The 13225-nt window shown below is 69.3% G+C and carries 11 protein-coding genes; 3 read left to right on the top strand and 8 right to left on the bottom strand.

The genetic code is table 11. The features are described from left to right. Positions 1-4: 4 nt before the first annotated feature. Positions 5-661: a cytochrome b/b6 domain-containing protein gene (locus HV798_RS25370; RefSeq protein WP_246289146.1), complete on the bottom strand. Its 657-nt coding sequence runs from the start codon at positions 659-661 to the stop codon at positions 5-7. Between the two features lie 202 nt (positions 662-863). Between HV798_RS25370 and HV798_RS25365 the strand changes: the two genes are divergently transcribed. Further along, positions 864-1595, top strand: coding sequence for a response regulator transcription factor (locus tag HV798_RS25365; protein WP_025137705.1), 732 nt, complete (start codon positions 864-866; stop codon positions 1593-1595). Then, on the top strand, positions 1592-3064 hold the full coding sequence (locus tag HV798_RS25360; protein WP_025137706.1) for a sensor histidine kinase: 1473 nt from the start codon (positions 1592-1594) through the stop codon (positions 3062-3064). Before HV798_RS25365 ends, HV798_RS25360 begins: the two co-directional genes overlap by 4 nt. On the opposite strand, the gene HV798_RS25355 is transcribed toward HV798_RS25360, so the two are convergent. The 6 genes from HV798_RS25355 to HV798_RS25330 all read right to left on the bottom strand — a co-directional run bounded on the left by HV798_RS25355 (position 3042) and on the right by HV798_RS25330 (position 10957). Next, on the bottom strand, positions 3042-5654 hold the full coding sequence (locus HV798_RS25355) for a PEP/pyruvate-binding domain-containing protein (RefSeq protein WP_175194343.1): 2613 nt from the start codon (positions 5652-5654) through the stop codon (positions 3042-3044). The genes HV798_RS25360 and HV798_RS25355 overlap by 23 nt on opposite strands. 44 nt (positions 5655-5698) lie before the next feature. After that, a complete protein-coding gene (locus tag HV798_RS25350) occupies positions 5699-6337 on the bottom strand; it encodes a TetR/AcrR family transcriptional regulator (protein WP_175194181.1) in 639 nt (212 codons plus the stop codon). Between the two features lie 93 nt (positions 6338-6430). Beyond that, positions 6431-7588 (bottom strand): NAD(P)H-dependent flavin oxidoreductase, encoded by a 1158-nt coding sequence (locus tag HV798_RS25345; RefSeq protein ID WP_175194179.1) that lies wholly within the window; start codon positions 7586-7588, stop codon positions 6431-6433. A 126-nt stretch (positions 7589-7714) separates the two neighbouring features. Then, positions 7715-9103: a tripartite tricarboxylate transporter permease gene (locus tag HV798_RS25340; protein ID WP_025137710.1), complete on the bottom strand. Its 1389-nt coding sequence runs from the start codon at positions 9101-9103 to the stop codon at positions 7715-7717. Next, positions 9100-9573: a hypothetical protein gene (locus HV798_RS25335; RefSeq protein WP_175194177.1), complete on the bottom strand. Its 474-nt coding sequence runs from the start codon at positions 9571-9573 to the stop codon at positions 9100-9102. The genes HV798_RS25340 and HV798_RS25335 overlap by 4 nt, the downstream gene beginning before the upstream one ends. 94 nt (positions 9574-9667) lie before the next feature. Further along, on the bottom strand, positions 9668-10957 hold the full coding sequence (locus HV798_RS25330) for a hydroxymethylglutaryl-CoA reductase, degradative (protein WP_175194175.1): 1290 nt from the start codon (positions 10955-10957) through the stop codon (positions 9668-9670). Between the two features lie 132 nt (positions 10958-11089). Here HV798_RS25330 and HV798_RS25325 point away from each other — a divergent pair, with 132 nt between their 5' ends. Then, positions 11090-12529, top strand: a complete 1440-nt coding sequence (locus tag HV798_RS25325) for an aminotransferase-like domain-containing protein (RefSeq protein ID WP_175194173.1) — start codon at positions 11090-11092, stop codon at positions 12527-12529. Here the strand turns inward: HV798_RS25325 and HV798_RS25320 are convergent. Beyond that, positions 12520-13225, bottom strand: a 706-nt coding sequence (locus tag HV798_RS25320) for an anaerobic ribonucleoside-triphosphate reductase activating protein (protein WP_425486169.1), incomplete at its 5' end; no start/stop codon positions are given. The genes HV798_RS25325 and HV798_RS25320 overlap by 10 nt on opposite strands.

Below are 13225 nucleotides of genomic sequence, written 5' to 3'. Positions count from 1 at the left end.
CTCCTTATTTACCGCGGATCATGGCGATGAGGCTGCGCGGCACCAGGGCCACCATGGCCAGGTGAACCGCCACGAAAGCCACCAGCAGCGCCATGGCGAAGAAATGGATGCGGCGCGCGAATTCATAGCCGCCAAGCAGCGCGCGCAGGGTGTCGAACTGCACCGACTTCCACAGCACCAGTCCGGACAGGATCAGGACCGTGATGTCGGCGATGACGAACAGGTAGGCCAGCCGCTGCACCTGGTTGTAGTGGCGCGGGTCGGCATGCGAGAGCTTGCCGCGCAGGGCGGCGCCCAGGTCGGCCAGCACGCCGCGCGGGCCGACGGGGAAGAATTTGCGGGCCAGGCGGCCGGTGGTCAGGTTCAGGCCCAGGTACAACAGGCCATTGGCCAGCAGCAGCCACATGCCGGCAAAATGCCATTGCAGGGCGCCGCCCAGCCACCCGCCCAGGGTGATGCCATTGGGAAAGGTGAAGTCGAAGAACGGCGCGGCGTTGTAGACGCGCCAGCCGCTGGTGGCCATGATGACGACGGCCAGGGCGTTCAGCCAGTGGGTCACGCGCAGCCAGCCGGGGTGGATGGGGCCGGGGCCGGCAGGCGCGGCCTGGGCGGCCAGCCCGGGGGGTAGGGCGGCGTGGGGGCGGTCACTTCTGGCGGCCATGGGGGGCTCCTTGGGGAGGCGGTTCGTTGTCGTTGGAGCCATTCTTCCCCGGCGTCGATATCCAAGTCCTCACGCAAACTTAAAATAAATGTGATAACTGGCCGCCACGGATTGGCGACAATAGCGGTGCCCCCGCAAGCCTTCGCGCCTGCGGCTGGCGTTTTTGCGGCACTCCCGCCGCGCCACCGACCCGAGCCCGCCTATGGATACGCCCCGCCGCGTCCTGATCGTCGAAGACGATGCCCACATTGCCGAATTGCTGCGCCTGCACCTGCGCGACGAGGGCTACGCCGTCGAGCACGCCGCCGATGGCAACGAAGGCATGCGCCGGCTGGAAGAAGGCGACTGGGACGCCCTGGTGCTGGACCTGATGCTGCCGGGCATCGACGGCCTGGAAATCTGCAAGCGCGCCCGGGCCATGGCGCGCTATACGCCCATCATCATCACCAGCGCGCGCTCCAGCGAGGTGCATCGCATCCTGGGGCTGGAACTGGGCGCCGACGACTACCTGGCCAAGCCGTTCTCGATGCTGGAACTGGTGGCGCGGGTGCGGGCGCTGCTGCGCCGCACCGACGCGCTGGAACGCAACGCCCGCATCGACGCGGGCAGCCTGCGCCAGCACGGCGTGGCGATCGACCCGATCGCTCGCACGGCATCGGTGGACGAGCGCCGGCTGGAACTCACCCCACGTGAATTCGACCTGCTGCATTTCTTTGCCCGCCATCCGGACAAGGTATTTTCGCGGCTGGATCTGCTGAACCAGGTGTGGGGCTACCAGCACGAAGGCTACGAGCACACCGTGAACACGCACATCAACCGGCTGCGCACCAAGATCGAGACCGACCCGTCCAATCCGCAGCGCATCCTGACCGTCTGGGGCCGCGGCTACAAATTCGCGGCCGGCCCCACGCCGCAACCGGAATCCGCCTCATGAAGCGCCTGACCCTTACCCAGCGCCTGTCCGGCGTATTCGCCTTGCTGCTGCTGGCGTGCTGCGGCGCGTCGGCCTGGTTCCAGATCTCGGCCAATGTGCGCTACGAGCAGGAAGTGGTGCAGCGGCTGTCCAGCGGGCTGGCGCAGCACATTGCCGGCACCAACGAATTGATGGATGCCAATGGCTGGAAGCCGGATGCGGTGCGCTCGCTCTTTGGCATGCTGATGGCGGTGAACCCGTCGGTCGAGGTGTATCTGCTGGCCAACGACGGCCGTATCGTGGGCGACGCAGCGCCGCCGGGACAGATCAAGCGCGAACGGGTCGACCTGGCGCCGGTGCGGCGTTTCCTGGCCGGCGAGGCGCTGCCCATCGAAGGCGACGACCCGCGCCACCTGGACACGGCCAAGGTGTTTTCGGCCGCGCCGGTGCGGGTGGCGGGGCAGGACAAGGGCTACGTGTACGTGGTGCTGCAAGGCCAGGCGCACGATGCGCTGGCCATGGCGGTGTCGCGCAGCTCGGTGCTGCGCACGACCTTGTGGTCGATTGCGCTGGTGGCCCTGCTGGGGCTGGTGGCGGGCCTGGCGGCGTTCGGGCTGATCACCCGGCCCTTGCGCGGCCTGACGCGTGCGGTGCGGGATTTCGACGGCGACGACGGCCGGGCGCTGGCGGCGCTGGAAAAGCCCGCGGACGCCACGGACACCAGCGGCGACGAGATTTCGCTGCTGCGCCGCAGTTTCGTGCAGATGGGCCGCCGCATTTCAGAACAATGGCGCGAACTGACGCGGCAGGACCAGCAGCGGCGCGACCTGGTGGCCAATATCTCGCACGACCTGCGCACGCCGCTGACGTCGCTGCATGGCTACCTGGAAACGCTGCGCATGAAGGACGACACGCTGGATGCGTCCGAACGCCGCCGCTATCTGGACATTGCGCTGGCGCAAAGCCGCAAGGTGGGCCGGCTGGCGCAGGAGCTGTTCGAACTGGCCCGGCTGGAATCCGGCCTGGTGCGGCTGGAACCCGAGACCTTTTCGCTGCCCGAGCTGGCGCAGGACGTGATCCAGAAATTCGAGCTGGCCGCCGAGGCGCGCCAGCAACGGCTGACCACGGCGATTGCGCATGAACTGCCGCCGGTGCGGGCCGACCTGGGCATGATCGAGCGCGTGCTGACCAACCTGCTGGACAACGCCATCCGCCATAGCGCACCGGGCGGCAATATCGAACTGAGCCTCGGGCAGGCGCGAGAGGGCGTGCAGGTGCGGGTCAGCGACACCGGCGCCGGCATTCCCGAGGCGCTGCGCGCGGGTCTGTTCACCCGCGCGTCGGTGCTGGCCAACGGCCCGCGCGACAGCGGCGGGCTGGGGCTGGTGATCGTGCACCGCATCCTGCAGCTGCACCACAGCGATATCCGGCTGGTGGAAAGGCCCGAACCGGGCGCCGTGTTTGAATTCAATCTGCCGGCGGCGCGTTAGGGACGGCGGGCAGCCGCCGCACCACGCCCTGGGTGGCATCCACGTCCAATAGGTCCCCCGTTGCCGCCTGCTGCAGGATGCCCTGCACGTTGACCAGGGCCGGCACGCCGAACTCGCGCGCAACGATGGCGCCGTGCGACAGGTAGCCGCCGGCTTCCATCACCACGGCGCCGGCGCGCAGGAACAGCGGGGTCCAGGCGGGGTCGGTGGATGGCGCGATCAGGATGGCGCCCACGGGCATGGCCAGCGCCTGGGCCGGGTCGCGGGCGATGAAGGCCGGGCCTTGGGCCCGGCCGGCAGATACCGGGGTGCCACGCCACGTGTCGGCGTCCGCGGGCGCAGCGGCGTTGTGCACGGCCGTGCCGGCGGCCAGGGTTGCCTGCGCTGCCGACGCGTTTTCATATTCGACGATCACATCAATGTCCGGCGTCTCGGCCCACCGATGCAATTGCGCGCGCCGGTCCGCCGCGCGTCGCTCGGCGTGGACGGGCGCCAGGCGGCCATCGGCCAGCGCGAAGACTTCCTCGGCGGTCAGGTGAAAGATGTCATCGGGGGTGGTCATCAGCCGTGCGCCCAGTTCCAGCGCGCTGCGCCGCGCCGCCGCCAGGTAGGCCACCAGCACGCTGCGTGCGGCTTCGCGCTGGGCGCCTTCGATTCGGGCGGCCCCCAGCAGCTTGGCGGCCAGCGGCCGCTGCCACCACGGCAAGACCGCGCGCACCTGGCGCCAGGCCTCTCGCGCACCCTGTTCCTGACGGGCGCGCAGAGCGTCGGGATCGGTGCCGATCAGGTTCAGCACGCTGTCCAGGACATAGCCGGGCGCCTCGCGCCAGCGCGGGTTGCGCATATAGGTTTCGTACACGGCGCGGTGCCCGTAGCGCGCCAGGAAATCCGCCAGCGCGCGGCGAAACGCGCTGTCCGGCGGCAACTGGTCGGCCCAGGCAGCGCTGTCGCGTTCGGGCGCACGCAGCCAGGCCAGCGCCTGCGGTTCACGCGATGCCAATTGCGCCAGCGCCATCAAGGCATAGCTTTGCGCCGCGGTCACGCTGGGCTCGCCGCCGGCCATCAGCGCGGCAGTCAAGGCGTGGCCCGCGCCGGGACGGGCCCGTTCCACGATGTCGAGCAACTTGGACAGCGCGCCGCCGCCTGACCCTTGCAGGAAGAACAGGTCGTCGGCCGCGGCCACGGTCAGGAATTGTTCGTGCAGGTTGGCGCCCAGCGCGGCAGGCGTGGCGGGCAGCGCTTCGTGGAGCCAGGCCTGGGCGCGGGCGAACTGGCGCGGCAGATCGTCTTTGGCGCGGCGGCGCAGCGGCGCGGCCCGGCGCAGATAGCGCAGCATGCGCAGGCCATGGTTCAGCCGTTGCAGCAGGGTGGGGCGCGGCACCTGGATATCGGGTTGCGGGCCGCCCAGCATGGCGTTCATGGCGTGCGGCGCGATGCCCAGCGCGTCGTGCCCGATCCACTGGAGGACGGAGGCATCCAGGTAGGCGCGGCCCTGGAACATCGCCACCATCCGCACGCCCGGCAGCGTGGGATAGCCGCTGAGCTCGAATCCGCAGGTCAACATGCGTTGCGCCATGAGGCGGCCGCCGTCCCATTCCAGCGCCGACATGGGTTGCGGCAGCACCTCGCGGGTGTTGCCGCGGGACCAGTACGAAGGCTGTGATTGCAGGCCGGGATAGGTGTGGCGTGCCAGGGCGGTGACGGGGCGGGCCTGCACGATCCAGAAGCGGCTGCCGTCCCAGGCCCATTCCAGATCGTAGGGCGCGGCGGAATAATCCAGTGCGCGCGCGGCGTCGCGCACGAGCGCCGCCAAGGTGTCGATCTGTGCGGCCGTCAGTACGGCCCGCGCGGCCAGGTCTGCGGTCTGGTCCACCTGTTGCGTGCCGCCGCTTTCGATGGACTGCGTGGTTCGGCGCTTGGCGCCGATGAGCGCGTCCATCAGCGACCACGTCAGCGTCAATGCATCTGCGCGCAGCCGGTATTCGTCGCCGTCGGCCAGGCCGCCGACCAGCGATTCGCCCAGGCCCCAGTTGGCGTGGATCACCATGTGGTCATGGCGCCCCGTCAGCGGATCGCAGGTGAAGGCGATGCCCGACGCGGTGGCGGCCACCAGCGGCATGACGACCACCGCCATGGGCCGGTCATCATTGCTCAGGCCCAGCCGCTGACGGTAGGCATCGGCCTGCGGTGTCCAGGCCGAATCCCAGATGCGTTGCAGCGCATCAAGGGCGGCCTGCGCGCCACGCACGTTCAGGCACGACAGGTGGATGCCGGCAAATGAAGCTGTAGCGCCGTCTTCCTGCGGGGCGGACGAACGCAGGGCCAAGGGCGTGTCGAGCCAGCCTCTTGCGTGCAGGGCATCGCGCAGCCCCTGGGCCACGCTTTGCGGTACGGGCGCACCGTGTCGATGGGCGGCGCCGGCCTGGGCCGACAGCACAAACCCGGGCGGCACCGGCACGCCCAGTTCGGCCATGCGCGCCAATTGCCAACCCTTGCCGCCCACGACGGCGGGGCCGGCGTGGCGGGCGGCCGCCCAATCCAGGATGTCGGCGCCGGCTGTGGCGGCGGGCGACGGGGCGAGTGCGGGCATGGCCGCGGTGGAATCAGGGGGCGGGCCAGCGGGTGCCTGGGATGTCATGGTGCGTTCCCGGGCGCGGCGGCGCCCTGCACGAACAGCGACAAGAGGGCGTCGAATTCCTTGCGCAAGCTGGCGCCGGGCAGGTCCAGCCATCGCAGCAGGGCGCCTAGGTGCAGGAACTGCAACTGGTGGGCCAGGCGTTCGGCGGACAGGTCCGTGCGCAATTGGCCGGCGGCCTGGCCTTGCGCGATCAGCCCTTCGAACAGCGCCTGCATGCCGCTGCGTGGCGATTTTTCGGTGACGTCATCCGCTCGCAGGGTCGACAGGCGGTACCGCAGGTACGGGCCCAGATAGGCACGGTTCGATTCAGACCAGTGCGCCGACGCATGCAGCACGCGCTTGAGCCGTTTCGCGAAATCGGGCTGGGCGCGCAGGGCGGGCAACAACTCGGCCGCGCTCGCGGCCAGTTCAGTATGGAAGCGATGCGCCAGCAACGCTTCCTTGACCGGAAAGTGGTTGTACAGCGTGCCCTTGGAGACGTCGGCCTGGGCCGCGATCTGTTCCATGGTGACCGCGTCGTAGCCCAGCGTTTCGAACAGGCGATAGGCGGTCTGGGCCAGATGGTCCAGCGTTTGCTGGCGCTTGCGTTCGCGCAGACCGGGCGCGGAGAGAGCGGGCGTGGCGGAGGTGGGCATGGGGCCGTAAATTATTGGACGACGAATAATATTGTACGTCGTTCAATAATTTACGGAAACCTCAGCGGCTGTGTCCGCCGCACCCGCCAACCGTCATGCCGCGGCCGGCATCCTGCCGTTCAGCAGGTAATCCATCAATTCCCGTACGCTGCGCATGGCGTCGCCGAACGGCAGCTTGGACGCGCCGCGAAAGAACAGGCCGCGGCTGACTTCGCCGCGCATGGCGGCGGCCAGCTTCAGGTCGATGCAGAACTGGCCGAAGCGCGAGATGCCGTCGCGTATGCCGCATTGGGTCAGGCAGTCCATGCGCTGGCTGCAACGGCGCGGGTCGCAGCGGGCGCCGGCCTGCAGCGTTTTTTCCTGGCGCAGGTAGCGGGTCAGCCACGGCGTGGCGACGGCGCGGGCGGGCAGGCCGGCCACGCTGGTGAATTCGGCCAGCTTGGCCGGGTCGGCCTGCATCAGCACGCGTTTGAAGTTTTCGTGCGCGTCGCCTTCCTGGGTGACGGCAAAGGCGGTGCCGACCTGCACCGCATCGGCGCCGTTGGCCAGCCAGTGGCGCACCTGCTCGTGGCTGCCCACGCCGCCGGCCACGATCAGGCGGGGTGCGTCGCTGCCCAGTTGCAGGTCATGGAACAGCTGATGGCATTCGCCCAGCACGCGCTTGAATTCGAAGCGTTCGTCGTGGATGTCGTCCAGGCGCGCGGCGCCCAGGTGGCCGCCCGCGTAGCCGGGGTGTTCGATGACGACGGCGTCGGCCATGCGGCCCTTTTTCATCCATTTCTTCAGCACGGCGGCCACGCCGCGCGCTTCGGACAGGATCGGGATCAGCGCGACCTTGGGGTAATCGGCCGTCATGTCGGGCAGATCCAGCGGCAGGCCGGCGCCCATGACGATGGCCTGGGCGCCGCTTTCGCAGGCCTGGCGCACCAGGGCGGGATGGTCGCGCACGGCTTTCATGACGTTCACGGCCACCAGGCCGCGGCCCTCGGCCATGTCCAGCGCGGCGCGCACTTCGCGGTCCAGCGCGACGCGGTTGGCGTCATCGATGCGCTCGCGGTCGCGGCAGTGCTCGGTCTGTTCGACCAGGTCGGGGTGGTGATGGCGCAAGTCCACACTGGCAATGGTGCCGACCGCGTTCTGGCTGGCGACGGCGCCAGCCAGGCGATGGGCGGACACGCCCACGCCCATGCCGCCCTGGACGATGGGCAGCAATTCGCGTCCAGCGAGGGTGAGTGATTGGAACCACGTCATGAAGAAGCCTTTCATAGGAACAGTGGTTCCGAGGCTAGAGCAAGGCATGACGCGCCGCTTTGCGCGGGATCAAGTGGGCGGGGGAAACAGGCGGAGCGCGCGGGCTCCGCCTGGACCGGCAGCGCGTTACGCCACCAGCTTGACCAGCGCCGGCACCGTCAGCACGGCGGTGTAGTAGCCCATGAACTGCACGCCGGTGTTAAAGCCGAACAGGCGCGACAAGAGGCCGCCGAACAGGCCCATGGTCAGGATCACCAGCAGGCCCAGGAACTGGCCTTCCCAGACGCTGATCACGATGATCAGGCCGACGAAGGTGGCAATGATGGCCTCGTGGCTGACCTTGCGCGACACGAACAGCGCGGCGCGGCGCGCGAAGTTCATGGCGAACGGGTACGACACCACGGCCGCCAGCAACACCGCCAGCATGCCGTAGCCCAGGAATTCCCAGTGGTTCAGCAGGTTGTGCAGGTTGTGGGTTTCGCCGGTGGCCGCATCCACCGTGAAGCGGGGCGGGGCGTTGAACAGCGGCGCGGCGGGGCCGGCAGCCACCGGGCTGAGCGGCAGGCCGAAGGCGATCAGCGGAATCAGGGCCTCGGCGATGTAGGTCGCCTCGGTGACGCCGTTGCGCGCGCTGAGCACGGTGGTCAGGCGATGGTAGGCGTGCTTGATGCGCGAGCCGACCAGTTCGCCCAGCACCACGGTCATGGCGACGGGGCTGAACACGAAGGTGGCGCTGGAAATCGTGGCGGTGGCCAGCGTCCAGCGGGTCTGGATGCGGTCCATGACCTTGAGCGGGTTCGGAAAATAACCCGACCAGCCCTTCACGTCCGGCGCCAGCGAGAACGTGCGCACCTTGTCGCGCATCATCTTGGCGCGGCCCTGCGGCGCGATCACGGTGAACAGGTCGGCGATCAGCGGGCCGATGGCAATGCCCAGGAAGTAGCTGATGCTGAGTTTGACGCCGTACTTGGCCGTCAGGCTTTGCAGCGCCACGATCACCACCACGAAAGGCACCAGCAGCGCCACGGCAGCCCAGCGGCCGGCCGAGAAGTAGGCGATCAGCACGGCGGCGGCCAGGAAGATCCACGGCGCCGATTTGGTGATGGCGCCGCCGAACGGCGCCAGCAGCACGGCAAACAGCACCGCCAGCGGCACGGCCACGAAGGCCGCGACGATGGCGCCGGACACCATCTTGCGCAGCGCAATGTGCGGCACGCCCAGCTTGCGCAGCATGTTGGCGTCCTGCAGCAATGGCGTGGCCAGGGTGTCGCCGGGTATGCCCAAGAGCGCCGTCGGCACGGCATGGGTCATGTGCTTGGCGACGGCGCCGGCCAGGAAGAAGGTGAAGACGCCGGCAGGCGGCACGCCCAGCAGCACGACCAACAGCGTCAGCGGGGCCAGCGTGGTGGTCTCATCGGTGCCGGACACCAGGCCGATGGCGGCGAACACCACGGCGCCCAACAGGCCCATGGCCGCGGCCACCATGATTTGTTCAAGCAGTGCGGGGTCGCTCATGCCAGCACCTCTTTGGCGGCGCCTTGCGGCAGGTTGCGGGCGGCGGGCGCGGGGGCCGGCGCGGCGAACAGTTCGTACAGGTCCAGTGCTTTCAGTTCTTCGACCACCGCGGGCGGCAGGTCGGCCAGGGTGCCCAGGCCGCCGGGTTGCGCGGCCAGTTCGGCCAGCACCTCGGCGCGCCAGGCGGGATCGTGCGAGGCGCTGTGCTCGACCACTTCGCGCTTGGGCGGGAACAGGCGTGCGCAGATCACGCCGGCCAGTACGCAGCCGGCCAGGCCCGCCAGCATGGCATAGGCGTGGGCCAGCTCGGGCGAGGCCACGCGGGTGCGCAGCCAGCTGCTGGCGGCATAGAAGCCGGCCACGCTGACACCGATGCCGATGGCGATCGCCCAGGCCAGGTGGCGCAGGTCGACGGTGTCGTTCCATACTTCGGCCAGGCGTCCGGCGGACGCCTTGCTGTCTCTATCCATGTCTGTCTCCTTGATGGATGGGCGGCGGGCCAGGTGGGCCACGCCGCCTCTGTTCTTGTGCGGCCGGCGGTGGGCCGCCAGCCGATGCCAGCCCCTAGGCCGGTTTACGCAGTTCCTCCAGCAGTGCCACGGCGCGGTCGGTGCGCACGTCGTGTTCCGCGGCCATGCGCTTGGCGATGGCGTCGATTTCGGCGCCGACGGCGCCTGCCGTCAACGCGATGTTGCGCGCATGCAGCGCCATGTGGCCGCGCTGGATGCCTTCGGTAGCCAGGGCGCGCAGCGCGCCCAGGTTCTGCGCCAGGCCGACGGCCACGGCGATCTCGCCCAGTTCCTGGGCCGAGCGCACCGCCAGGATCTTGAGCGCGATGCGTGCCAGCGGATGGGTCTTGGTGGCGCCGCCCACCAGGCCGACCGGCATCGGCATTTCCAGCGTGCCGACCAGGGCGCCCGAAGCGTCTTTTTCCCAATGCGTCAGCGACGTGTAGCGGCCGTCGCGGCAGGCATAGGCGTGGGCGCCGGCTTCGACGGCGCGCCAGTCGTTGCCGGTGGCGACGATGACCGGGTCGATGCCGTTCATGATGCCCTTGTTGTGCGTCGCGGCGCGGTAGGGGTCGATGGCGGCGAAGGTGTAGGCGTCCAGCACGCCTTCGATGATCTCGGCGCCGCTGCGGTCCTTGGTGTCCAGCACGTCGGGCGTCAGGCGCACGCGGGCCCGCGACAGGCGCAGGTCGGCCAGGTTGGACAGGATGCGCAGGCGCACCGAGCCGCCGGTGATTTCCTCGACCAGCGGGGCGACGGCCTCGGCCATGGTGTTGACGGTGTTGGCGCCCATGGCGTCGCGCACGTCCACGATCAGGTGCAGCACGATCATCGGGCCGCGCGGGGTGTCGGCGAACACGTGCACTTCGATGTCCTGGCAGCCGCCGCCCAGGCCGATCAGCACCTTGTCGCGGCTGTTGGCCAGCGTCACGATGCGTTCGCGTTCGCGCAGCAGCGCCAGGCGCGCGCCGTGCGGGTCGGTCAGGCCCAGCACCTGCACCTGGGCGCGCATCAGCGGCCGGGTGCTGGACGTTTCGAAGCCGCCGCCGCTGCGCGCCAGCTTGGCCATGAACGAGGCGGCCGCCACCACCGACGGCTCTTCCACCGCCATGGGCACCAGCACGTCGCGGCCGTTGATCTGGAAGTTGCCGGCCACGCCCAGCGGCAGCTCGAAGGCGCCGATGACGTTTTCGATCATGCCGTCGGCGCGGTCCAGGCCCAGCGCGCCGGGTTCGGCCAGCAACTGGCGCTCTTCGGGCGTCAGTTCGGCGGCGTCGGCGATGGCCGACAGGCGTTGGGCGGGGGTGAGGGCGCGGAAGTTCGGCAGGCGTGAATCGGCCACCATGGCATGTCTCCATATAAGAATCAGGTGGCGAGATTCTAGGTAAACTGTACCGGCATTCAGAGGTACAGTTTGGACGAACAGTACCATTGCACTGCACCAATTTCGGCCTTCTCCCGACTGGAATCCCACCCCGTGGACGACGACAATTCCCTGGGCCGCGCCCCGCGCGCCGCACCCATCGCCGAAAGCCTGGCCCGCTTGATCGGGCGCCAGATCGCCGACGGCGTCTACCGGCCCGGCGACAAGCTGCCGTCGCTGCGCGAGCTGGCGCAATTGCACCGCTACGCCAAGAACACGGTGGTGGTGGCGTTTGAAATGCTGGTGGCGCGCGGGCTGGTCGAGCCGCGCCGCGGGTCTGGCTTCTATGTGCTGGACACGGGCCCGGCGCAACGCGCCGCCGACGAAGAACCGGGCCAGCTCAGCCGCGCCATGGACATCGTCTGGCTGATGCGCGAACAGCTGAAGACGCAGCCCGATGCCATCGCCGCGGGCGACGGCTTTCCGCCGGTGGAATGGCTGGCCGACATGCGCATGGACCGCTACCACCAGAAGGTGGTGCGCACCGGCCTGGGCACCTTGTTCCGCTATGGCAGCCGCTTTGGCTACGCGCCGCTGCGCGAAAGCCTGGTGCGCAAGCTGGGCGACGTGGGCATCAGCGCGGCGCCGTCGCAACTGGTGCTGACGCACGGCGCCAACGAGGCCATGGATCTGGTGATCCGCTACTTCCTGCCGCCGGGCGCGGCGGCGCTGGTGGACGATCCGGGCTATTACCCGCTGTTCGGCAAGCTGAAGCTGGCGGGGGTGCGCATGCTGGGCGTGCCGCGCCTGCCGGACGGCCCGGACCTGGCCGTGCTGGAAGCCTTGCTGCAGCGCGAGAAGCCGCGGCTGTTCTTCACGCAATCGCTGGCGCACAACCCCACGGGGTCGGATATCTCGCCGGCCAAGGCCTACAAGCTGCTGCAACTGGCCGAACGCTACAACCTGATCGTGGTCGAGAACGACCCCCTGGCCGACTTCAAGCCGACCTCGTCGGTGCGCATGTCGGCGCTGGACCAGCTGGAACGCACGGTCTACATCGGCAGCTTCTCCAAATCGTTCTCGGCGGCGCTGCGGGTGGGTTTCATTGCCTGCGGCGCGGCGCTGGCCAGCGACCTGGCCGACCTGAAGGCGCTGGTGCACGTCAGCAGTTCGGAATACTGCGAACGCATGGTCGATGTGATGCTGCGCGAAGGCCACTACGAACGCCACCTGGTGCGCCTGCGCCAGCGTTTGCAGGCCGCCACGGGCAACGCCTTGCAGGTGCTGGATGCGCTGGGGGCCAAGGTGCACGTGCGGCCGACAAGCTCGCTGTATCTGTGGGCGGCGTTTCCGGGCGTGGAAAATTCACTGACGCTGGCGCAGGACCTGATGCCCGAGAAGGTCATCATGGCGCCGGGCCGCGTGTTCAGCGTGGACCCGACGGCGGTGTCGCCCTGGTCGCGCTGCAACGTGGGCGCGGTGGTGTCGCCGCGCTTTCAGGCGGCGCTGGCGGCGCAGTTGGGGCCGGCCGGGCGGCGCCCGGGTCAGCGATAGGCGAACTGTTCGAACAGGGCCTGCAATGCGGCCTGCGCCGGGGCGGTCAGGTGCCAGGCCGGCGTCGCGTCGGGGCTGGCCCGTGCGCTTTGCACGGCAAAGCGCTTCACGCCGCGGCGCGCCAGTTCGCCGGCCAGGGCCAGCAGCCGGGCTTCGCTCAGCCAGTCCGGATGCCAGGTGATGCGGCATTCGAAATCCACGCCGGCCGTCAGCAATTGCGTCAGGCAGGCCTGGGCGGGGCGTTGCGAGTCGCGCCGGCCGGTGATGTCGTCATAGCCTTGCGCGTCGGCCTTGATGTCCAGGCCCACCCAATCCAGGTAGCGCAGCACGTCGGCCAGGCGTAGCGGGTAGATGCCAGCGGTGTGCAGGCCGATGCGAAAGCCCATGCGGCGCGCCTCGCGGATCATCGAGGGCAGGCGCGGTTCGCTCAGCGGTTCGCCGCCCGAGAACACCACGGCGTCCAGCAAGCCCTGGCGGTTGTCCAGGAAGGCGCGCACGTCGCGCCAGTCGTAGCGCGCGGCGCGGGTCTGCAATTCGGGGTTGTGGCAGTAGTGGCAGCGCCAGGGGCAGCCGGCGATGAAGACCACGGCAGCCAGCGTGCCGGGCCAGTCCACGGTGGAAAACGGCGTCAGGCCGCCCACCGCCGCAGAGTGGCGCGGCAGCGGCTGCGTCACCGGACGCGGCGGCGCGGCGTGG

It is taken from the genome of Achromobacter deleyi, assembly GCF_902859705.1.
Classification (GTDB): domain Bacteria; phylum Pseudomonadota; class Gammaproteobacteria; order Burkholderiales; family Burkholderiaceae_B; genus Achromobacter; species Achromobacter deleyi.
This window is presented reverse-complemented; position numbering and strand designations above follow the sequence as displayed.

Excerpts from the sequence above, each read along its gene's own strand:
- HV798_RS25370 (WP_246289146.1), bottom strand. The coding sequence starts at position 661 with ATGGCCGCCAGAAGTGACCGCCCCCACGCCGCCCTACCCCCCGGGCTG.
- HV798_RS25365 (WP_025137705.1), top strand. The coding sequence starts at position 864 with ATGGATACGCCCCGCCGCGTCCTGATCGTCGAAGACGATGCCCACATT.
- HV798_RS25360 (WP_025137706.1), top strand. The coding sequence starts at position 1,592 with ATGAAGCGCCTGACCCTTACCCAGCGCCTGTCCGGCGTATTCGCCTTG.
- HV798_RS25355 (WP_175194343.1), bottom strand. The coding sequence starts at position 5,654 with ATGCCCGCACTCGCCCCGTCGCCCGCCGCCACAGCCGGCGCCGACATC.
- HV798_RS25350 (WP_175194181.1), bottom strand. The coding sequence starts at position 6,337 with ATGCCCACCTCCGCCACGCCCGCTCTCTCCGCGCCCGGTCTGCGCGAA.
- HV798_RS25345 (WP_175194179.1), bottom strand. The coding sequence starts at position 7,588 with ATGACGTGGTTCCAATCACTCACCCTCGCTGGACGCGAATTGCTGCCC.
- HV798_RS25340 (WP_025137710.1), bottom strand. The coding sequence starts at position 9,103 with ATGAGCGACCCCGCACTGCTTGAACAAATCATGGTGGCCGCGGCCATG.
- HV798_RS25335 (WP_175194177.1), bottom strand. The coding sequence starts at position 9,573 with ATGGATAGAGACAGCAAGGCGTCCGCCGGACGCCTGGCCGAAGTATGG.
- HV798_RS25330 (WP_175194175.1), bottom strand. The coding sequence starts at position 10,957 with ATGGTGGCCGATTCACGCCTGCCGAACTTCCGCGCCCTCACCCCCGCC.